We start from the raw sequence: 6,246 nt of genomic DNA, 5'->3' as shown, positions 1-6,246 counted from the left end.
CGCCGCGCGGACCATCGACGGGCTCTGGGATGCCATCCGCGACGCCCTGCCACGCTTTACCCCGGAAGAGTGCCGAAACTACTTCACCGCCGCAGGCTATGAACCAGAATGATCGGATTCCGCCCTAGCGCGATGACGTCCAGGCCGAACTCATGCTGTGGCAGTGCCAGCGCGCCCTCCGCCTCCGGCCGGTAGGGCACGCGAAACCGCCGGCAATCCGGCGCCTCGCAGCGGCGGATCCGCAGCCTCAGGCGCACCATCCCCGACAGCGTGACAAGGCTACGGCAGTTCTCGTAGCGCAGTCGCATGTGCCCGCCGCAAGCAGGGCAATCCTGCCGCCCGGGAACCAGCACCCGCTCCCGCTCCGGCCGTGCCCGCGCCGACACCCGTGCCATCACGCGCCTCCAGGAGAACCACCGATCCCCCCTCAACGCGCCACGACAGCAAGCTTTGCCAGCCTAGAAAAAAACGGCGCACGCCAGCGAGCAGGAGCGACCCGACGTCGCCGCACGACGACAAGCCTGGTTCGACGCTCAGCCTGATCTCGACCCCGAGCACCTGGTCTTCATCGACGGTTCAAGGCGCTGCCTTGAACGGCGCCTCGACCAAGATGGCCCGTCTGCGTGGCCGAGCGAAGCGAGGCCAGCGCTGCAGATCACCCATCCCGCACGGGCACTGGAAAACCACCACCTTCACCGGAGCGCTGCGGCTCGAGGGTATGACGGCACCGATGGTGCTCGACGGGCCGATGACTGGCGTCGCCTTCCTCGCCTATGTCGAACAGGTGCTGGTCCCCAGCCTGCGGCTCAGCGATGTCGTGATCATGGACAATCTGCCCGCACACCGCCGCCCCGCTGTCCGCGCCGCCATCGAAGCCGCAGGCGCCAGGCTGCTCCACCTGCCACCCTACTCGCCAGACCTGAACCCGATCGAGAATGCCTTCGCCAAGCTCAAGGCCACCCTCCGCAAGGCCGCCGCCCGCACCATCGATGACCTCTGGGATGCCATTCGAGACGCATTGCCACGCTTCCCCCAGACGAATGCCGAAGCTACTTCACCGCCGCAGGGTATGAGCCTGAATGATCGGATTCTGCTCTAGCGGAGATGTGTCGAGAAGCGGACGGCCCCGCAGTTCACCCTTGCCCGGCGCTTACCCGTCCTGACCAAATCGTAGCGGCCGGTTCACACGCGTCAGGATCCGTCCGACCGCGCCCGATCCATGACCTTGCCGGCCACTGCTCGGGCCAGCTCAGCCCAGGCCACGACGTCGCTGCGGTAATGAATGCCGGCCCATATGCGCGACTCATCGACCTCGAGCGCCAGCACTGCCTCGGAGTCGCCGGGGAAGAGGTAGCCAAGCACGGTCGCCGCCGCGCACGAGTAGCACGCGTGCGCAGCCGGGCAGCTCGGATAGTTTGTGTTCGGAACGATAACGCGGAGTTCGGGGTCCAATTGGAAGGGACGGATCGTCCATTAGGCGTATTTCGCGTCCCAGCAGGCGACGCAGACGTCAGCGCAAAGGCGCGCGCCACCCGCTGCGCGTCCGCATCAAGGCGGTGCTCACGCGCCCGTCCGGCGACAACTCGCAGATGCGCCACACTGCAGGCGCCGCCGACTGACCGGCCGGCAGCGTCCGGCGGCATCTGTGCCCAAAAATTAGATTGCCACGCAGGCCCTGGTCAGCGGACTCTGCTCCGTGCCGCCCCGGCATCCGCGGGATGCCCAGTGGCAGAGGTGCCCGCAGCAGCGCACCAGGGCGGCAGGCGGAAGAGGGAGGTGGGCATGACGCAGGCTCCGGTCACGCTGTTCAGCGATCCCCAATTCGTGGGCGAGAGCGTGCCTCTGGAGGAGGGCGATATGCGCTTCTCCGCCGGATTCAACGACACCGCCGTCTCGGTGCGTGTGGCGCCGGGCTTCTGCGCGATCCTCTACGAGCACGCCAACGAGTTCAGCGGCTATGGCGCCTCGGTCGATCTCCTCGAGGACTGCCCCGATCTCTCGGTGTACGGCTTTGAGAGGCGGACATCCTATGTGCGCGTCTTCCGAACAGAGCGCGACAACTTCATTTGGGCGCGCGGCGCGATGCGCGGCGGGCAGTACGTATCCGGGCATTGGGAACGGAGGCGGGCCAGCGGCGCGTCTCCGAACGGTCCGATCGCCGTGGTGTCGCCGCCGATCCCGCCGCGCACGACGCCGCTGCCCACCGGGGACACCCCCATCGTGCGCGACCACCGGGGCGAGCCGCCGCGGCACCCCCCCGGCACCGGTGGCGGTGGCGGTGGCGACCCGATCGTGCGCGACCATCGCAAGTCGAAGATCAAGCACCTCTTCGTGCTGATGCTCGAGAACCGCTCCTTCGACCACATGCTGGGCTTCTCGGGCATCACCGGGACCGATGCGGTGACGGGCCGGCCGACCGCCATCGACGGGCTGACGGGCGCGGAGTCGAACGCCTACGGGGGCGTCACCTACCCCGTGCTGCGCGGCGCGCCGGACCGGGCCCCGCACGACCCGCCGCATGGCTTCCCGGGCGTGCTGGAGCAGCTCTGCGGCGAGGGGACGAGCTATGCCAGCGGCGCGTACCCGCCGATCAACAACTCGGGCTATGTCTCGGTGCACGCTAGGTCGCACCCGGAGGCGCCGGACGGCGCCATGCACTGCTTCACGCCGGACCAGCTTCCGGTGATGACGGCGCTCGCGCGCGAATTCGTCGTCTGCGACCGCTGGTTCTGCTCCATGCCGGGGCCGACGGAGCCGAACCGCTGGTTCGTCCACGCCGCCACGGCCGGCTTCTTCGACGAATCGCCGTCGCACCGGGAATATGCGGAGGCCTTCTCGACGCCGTGGTCGGGCATCGCCTTCCGCCAGGGCACGATCTTCGACCGGCTGCGCGAGGGCGGCCACAAATGGCGGATCTATGCCTGCGACAGCTTCCCGAATGTCGCCATGCTCAAGGGCGTCAGCCGGACCTTTGACATCGACGATTTCGACGACGACTTCGCCGAGGATGTCGCCTCGCCCTCCTACGACGCGGCCTATACCTTCATCGAGCCGAGCTACGACGCCTTCTCCGAATACGAAGGCGGCAACTCGCACCACCCGCTCGGCAGCGTCAGGGCGGGGGAACTCCTCATCAAGCGGACCTACGAGGCGCTGCGCCGGTCGCCGCTCTGGGAGAGCAGCATGCTGGTCGTCACCTATGACGAGCATGGCGGCTTCTACGACCATGTGGTGCCGCCAGCGACGCGGCCGACCGGATCGCGGGGGCGGAAATACGGCTTCACCTTCGACCAGCTCGGCCCGCGCGTGCCTGCCATCATCGTCTCGCCGCTCGTCCCGCGGAACCTGATCGATCACCGTGTCTACGAGCACTCCTCCATCGTCGCCACGGCGGCGCGGCTGTTCGGGCTGAAGGAAATCGGGCGCTCGCCCTTTGCCTCGGACCTGAAGCCGCTCTCGACGCTGGATGCGCCGCGGTCCGATGCTCCCATGACCTTGCCGAATCCGGCCGGCGCGGCGCTCACCCGCATGGTGAAGACGCCCTTCGACCGGGCCGAGGCGAAGCACCCGGAGAGGGAGCTGGAGGATGATCCGACGGGCCTGATGGCCGGGACCATCCGCTCGGGCCTCGCCCAGCATCTGGAGGTGACGCCGCCGGCCGAGCACGATGCGATCAGGGCGCGCGTCGGGGCGCTACGCACGCAGGGCGAGGCGCTGGACTACCTGAAGGAGGTGCACGCCCTCGTCCAGGCCGCCAGGCAACAGGCCGGCGTGCGGCGAAGCGCCCGCGTCCGGATGCAGCCGCAGCAGCTAGGCGCCGGCTGATACTTGCCGCGCGAGCCTGTTGAAGAAGCCGCCGCGCGCCGGACGTGGTCGCCTCCGTTAGAGCGGTGCTCCTGACCGCATTAGAGATTGCGCGAATGCAGAGGTCGGCCCGATGGCCCGGGAGGACCGCTTTTCGCCCTCTCGGTGGGTCAGGGCTGCGTATGCTTGGTCCGCTTTCAGGAAATCGGGTGTGCCCAGCCGACGACCGACATGGGTGCCGAGCGGACCTGATGCCCGCAGCCGCATGTCGTACAAACCCGGGGCCGGAATGAAGCAGCTAGATCGCCGCCCGGGCCAGCACCCTCGCCACCGTCGTATGCGTCCATGCGCCGCGGCCTGACGGCACCGGTACTCCCCTCTCGTTCAGTACCCTGGCCATTGCTGCCTTGCCCATGATCCCCTCCGTCTGCAGCCGCTGCACCTCCAGGGCCAGCCGATGCGCCGCCCGCTCAGCCACGTGCTGGCGAGTCAGGGCGGCCGCGGCGGCGTCCGGGCCGCAGGTGGGGCGGTAGCCCTGGTCGCCGCCCAGCGTCTTTCCACGCGCTTTGGCGGCCGCCAGCGCCGCCCTGGTGCGCTCGCTGATCAGCTCGCGCTCCTTCTGCGCCATGGCGGCGTAGATCCGCATCATCAGATCGTGGCTCCGGGCATGTCCGCCGCCCGGGTTGCGTAGCCCTCCTCCAGCAGCTGCGACAACGTGTGCGCCCGGCGGGTGATCCGGTCGAGCCGCGCCGCCACCAGCACCGCGCCGAACTGCCGGCAGCGGGCCAGCGCCGCCTGGAAGCCCGGCCGGCCGTCGTCCTTGCCTGACGCGACGTCGCTGTGCTCGGCCACCAGCGTCCAGCCCTGCGCGGTGGCGAAGGCGCGGACGCTAGCCTGCTGCGCCTCCAGGCCGAGGCCGCTCTGGCCCTGCTCGGCGGTGGAGACCCGGTAGAGCCCCACCGCCAGCCGGGCGGCGCCGTACTGCACCGGTCGCATCAGCCGGCCTCGGCGATGCGGTAGACGGTGTAGCTGCCCTTGGCGCCCTGCTTGTTGGGTCCGACCTGCCGGACGCGCTCCAGCACCTCGACCACGATGCCATGGCGCTTCTTCAGCCCCGCGAAGAAGCCTCGGACGGTGTGATTTGCCCAGCCGGTGGCCTCGGCGATCTGGGCGACGGTCGCACCTTCAGGCCGGCGGAGCAGGGCCAGCACCGCCTGCTGCTTGGTGCCCTGGCGCGGCCCCGTGGTGCGCGCCTGCGCTGGGCGCCGGGGGCTCGGCACCGCGGCGCGGAGGGCATCCATCGCCGCTGCGAGACCCAGGCCGTCGTTCGCGTCCCAGGCGGCGAGCAGGGCCTGGGCAGCGACGCGGAGCCCTGGGCGGCCCAATGCCCCGTGCTGGCCCGTGGAGGGGTCGCCAGCGGCTTCTGCAACTCCGCCGCTGTCACAGCCGGGCTGGGTGTCGCTGCCGCTGGTGACTCGCTGCGGGCCAATGCGGGCATGGTCTCGGCCAGAGGCTCGGAACCACCCTCCGCAGCGTCCTCACCGATGGCTTGGAGCCCAGCGTCGGTGACCCGCAGCGCGATCCAGGTGCCGGCTTCGTCCTGCCGCCAGCCGAGGCCGACGTACTCCGCCGGCGCCGCGGCCTCGGCAAGCAGGCCATGGTTGATCATGCTGCGGAACACTGCGTTGCGGGCAGCTGCCGGTAAGCCGCTCGGCGCGGTAGCAAGCCGGGCGTCGTGCTGGGCGGCGGCGGCAAGGATCTGCCGCTGGGTGTCGGAGAGGGTCATCGTCGGGGCTCTTGGTGCAGAACCCGATCAGCCGGGTCCTACGAGCCGAAGCCCCGCCGATGAACTGCGCGGGGGGCTGCGCGCTGATTGTTGCCGCGCCTCGACCATTTCGCTCTGATCGGCACCTTAGTGAAGCGGTGAATGCATAGAAGGTGCTTGGTCTATATCAGTCTGTTGTGAAGTGGTCCCCATCGGTCGGACAGTTTGGCGGCCTGGATAAGCTCGGTCCTGGTTGTCGTCAGGCCGCCAATTTGGCCATCTCGTCCGCCCCATAGGTCTCGTTGGGGGTCTGCCCGGCCAGCGCGCTATGTGGGCGTCCGGCATTGTAGTAGCCGATCCACTTCGACAACCCGGCCCGCAACTCCGAGCCGGTCTCGAAGGCGTGCAGGTAGACGCACTCGTACTTCAGGCTGCGCCATAGTCGTTCGATGAAGACATTGTCCATCCAGCGGCCACGGCCGTCCATCGAGATGCGCACTCCGGCCTGCTGCAGCACGCCGGTGAACCGCGGCGAGGTGAACTGGCTGCCCTGGTCGGTATTGAAAATCCCCGGTCGCCCGAACCGCCCCAAGGCCTCCTCCAGCACCTCGAGGCAGAACTCCACCTCCATGGTGTTCGACACCCGCCAGGCCAGCACCTTCCGCGTCGCCCAGTCC

The 6,246-nt window shown here is 69.0% G+C and carries 6 protein-coding genes and 3 pseudogenes; 3 read left to right on the top strand and 6 right to left on the bottom strand.

Annotation, left to right across the window (positions count from 1 at the left end):
* A pseudogene (locus H7965_RS28280) lies at positions 1-112 on the top strand (IS630 family transposase); the annotation flags it as partial.
* Between the two features lie 13 nt (positions 113-125).
* Here H7965_RS28280 and H7965_RS31475 read toward each other — a convergent pair.
* Positions 126-308 (bottom strand): annotated as a pseudogene (locus H7965_RS31475) (ISNCY family transposase); the annotation flags it as partial.
* Positions 309-462: 154 nt separating this feature from the next.
* On the opposite strand from H7965_RS31475, the pseudogene H7965_RS28270 reads away from it, so the two are divergent.
* Positions 463-1,083, top strand: a pseudogene (locus H7965_RS28270) (IS630 family transposase); the annotation flags it as partial.
* Between the two features lie 108 nt (positions 1,084-1,191).
* Here H7965_RS28270 and H7965_RS28265 read toward each other — a convergent pair.
* Positions 1,192-1,467 (bottom strand): phosphatase PAP2 family protein, encoded by a 276-nt coding sequence (locus H7965_RS28265; RefSeq protein ID WP_268239792.1) that lies wholly within the window; start codon positions 1,465-1,467, stop codon positions 1,192-1,194.
* A 315-nt stretch (positions 1,468-1,782) separates the two neighbouring features.
* On the opposite strand from H7965_RS28265, the gene H7965_RS28260 reads away from it, so the two are divergent.
* Entirely contained in the window at positions 1,783-3,825 is a 2,043-nt protein-coding gene (locus H7965_RS28260; protein WP_222440872.1) for an alkaline phosphatase family protein, read from the top strand.
* Positions 3,826-4,102: 277 nt separating this feature from the next.
* On the opposite strand, the gene H7965_RS28255 is transcribed toward H7965_RS28260, so the two are convergent.
* From H7965_RS28255 to H7965_RS28240, 4 genes are all read right to left on the bottom strand, one after another.
* Positions 4,103-4,453 (bottom strand): recombinase family protein, encoded by a 351-nt coding sequence (locus H7965_RS28255; RefSeq protein ID WP_186773860.1) that lies wholly within the window; start codon positions 4,451-4,453, stop codon positions 4,103-4,105.
* The gene (locus H7965_RS28250; RefSeq protein ID WP_186773859.1) at positions 4,453-4,800 is read right to left on the bottom strand and encodes a recombinase family protein; all 348 of its coding nucleotides are present in this window, start codon (positions 4,798-4,800) and stop codon (positions 4,453-4,455) included. The genes H7965_RS28255 and H7965_RS28250 overlap by 1 nt, the downstream gene beginning before the upstream one ends.
* The gene (locus H7965_RS28245; RefSeq protein WP_222440871.1) at positions 4,800-5,189 is read right to left on the bottom strand and encodes a DUF3489 domain-containing protein; all 390 of its coding nucleotides are present in this window, start codon (positions 5,187-5,189) and stop codon (positions 4,800-4,802) included. Before H7965_RS28245 ends, H7965_RS28250 begins: the two co-directional genes overlap by 1 nt.
* Positions 5,190-5,828: 639 nt before the next feature.
* Positions 5,829-6,246 (bottom strand): integrase core domain-containing protein (locus tag H7965_RS28240; RefSeq protein ID WP_186773160.1); only part of this gene is annotated, 418 nt, incomplete at its 5' end.

The sequence above is a fragment of the Siccirubricoccus deserti genome (genome assembly GCF_014283215.1).
Classification (GTDB): domain Bacteria; phylum Pseudomonadota; class Alphaproteobacteria; order Acetobacterales; family Acetobacteraceae; genus Siccirubricoccus; species Siccirubricoccus deserti.
This window is presented reverse-complemented; position numbering and strand designations above follow the sequence as displayed.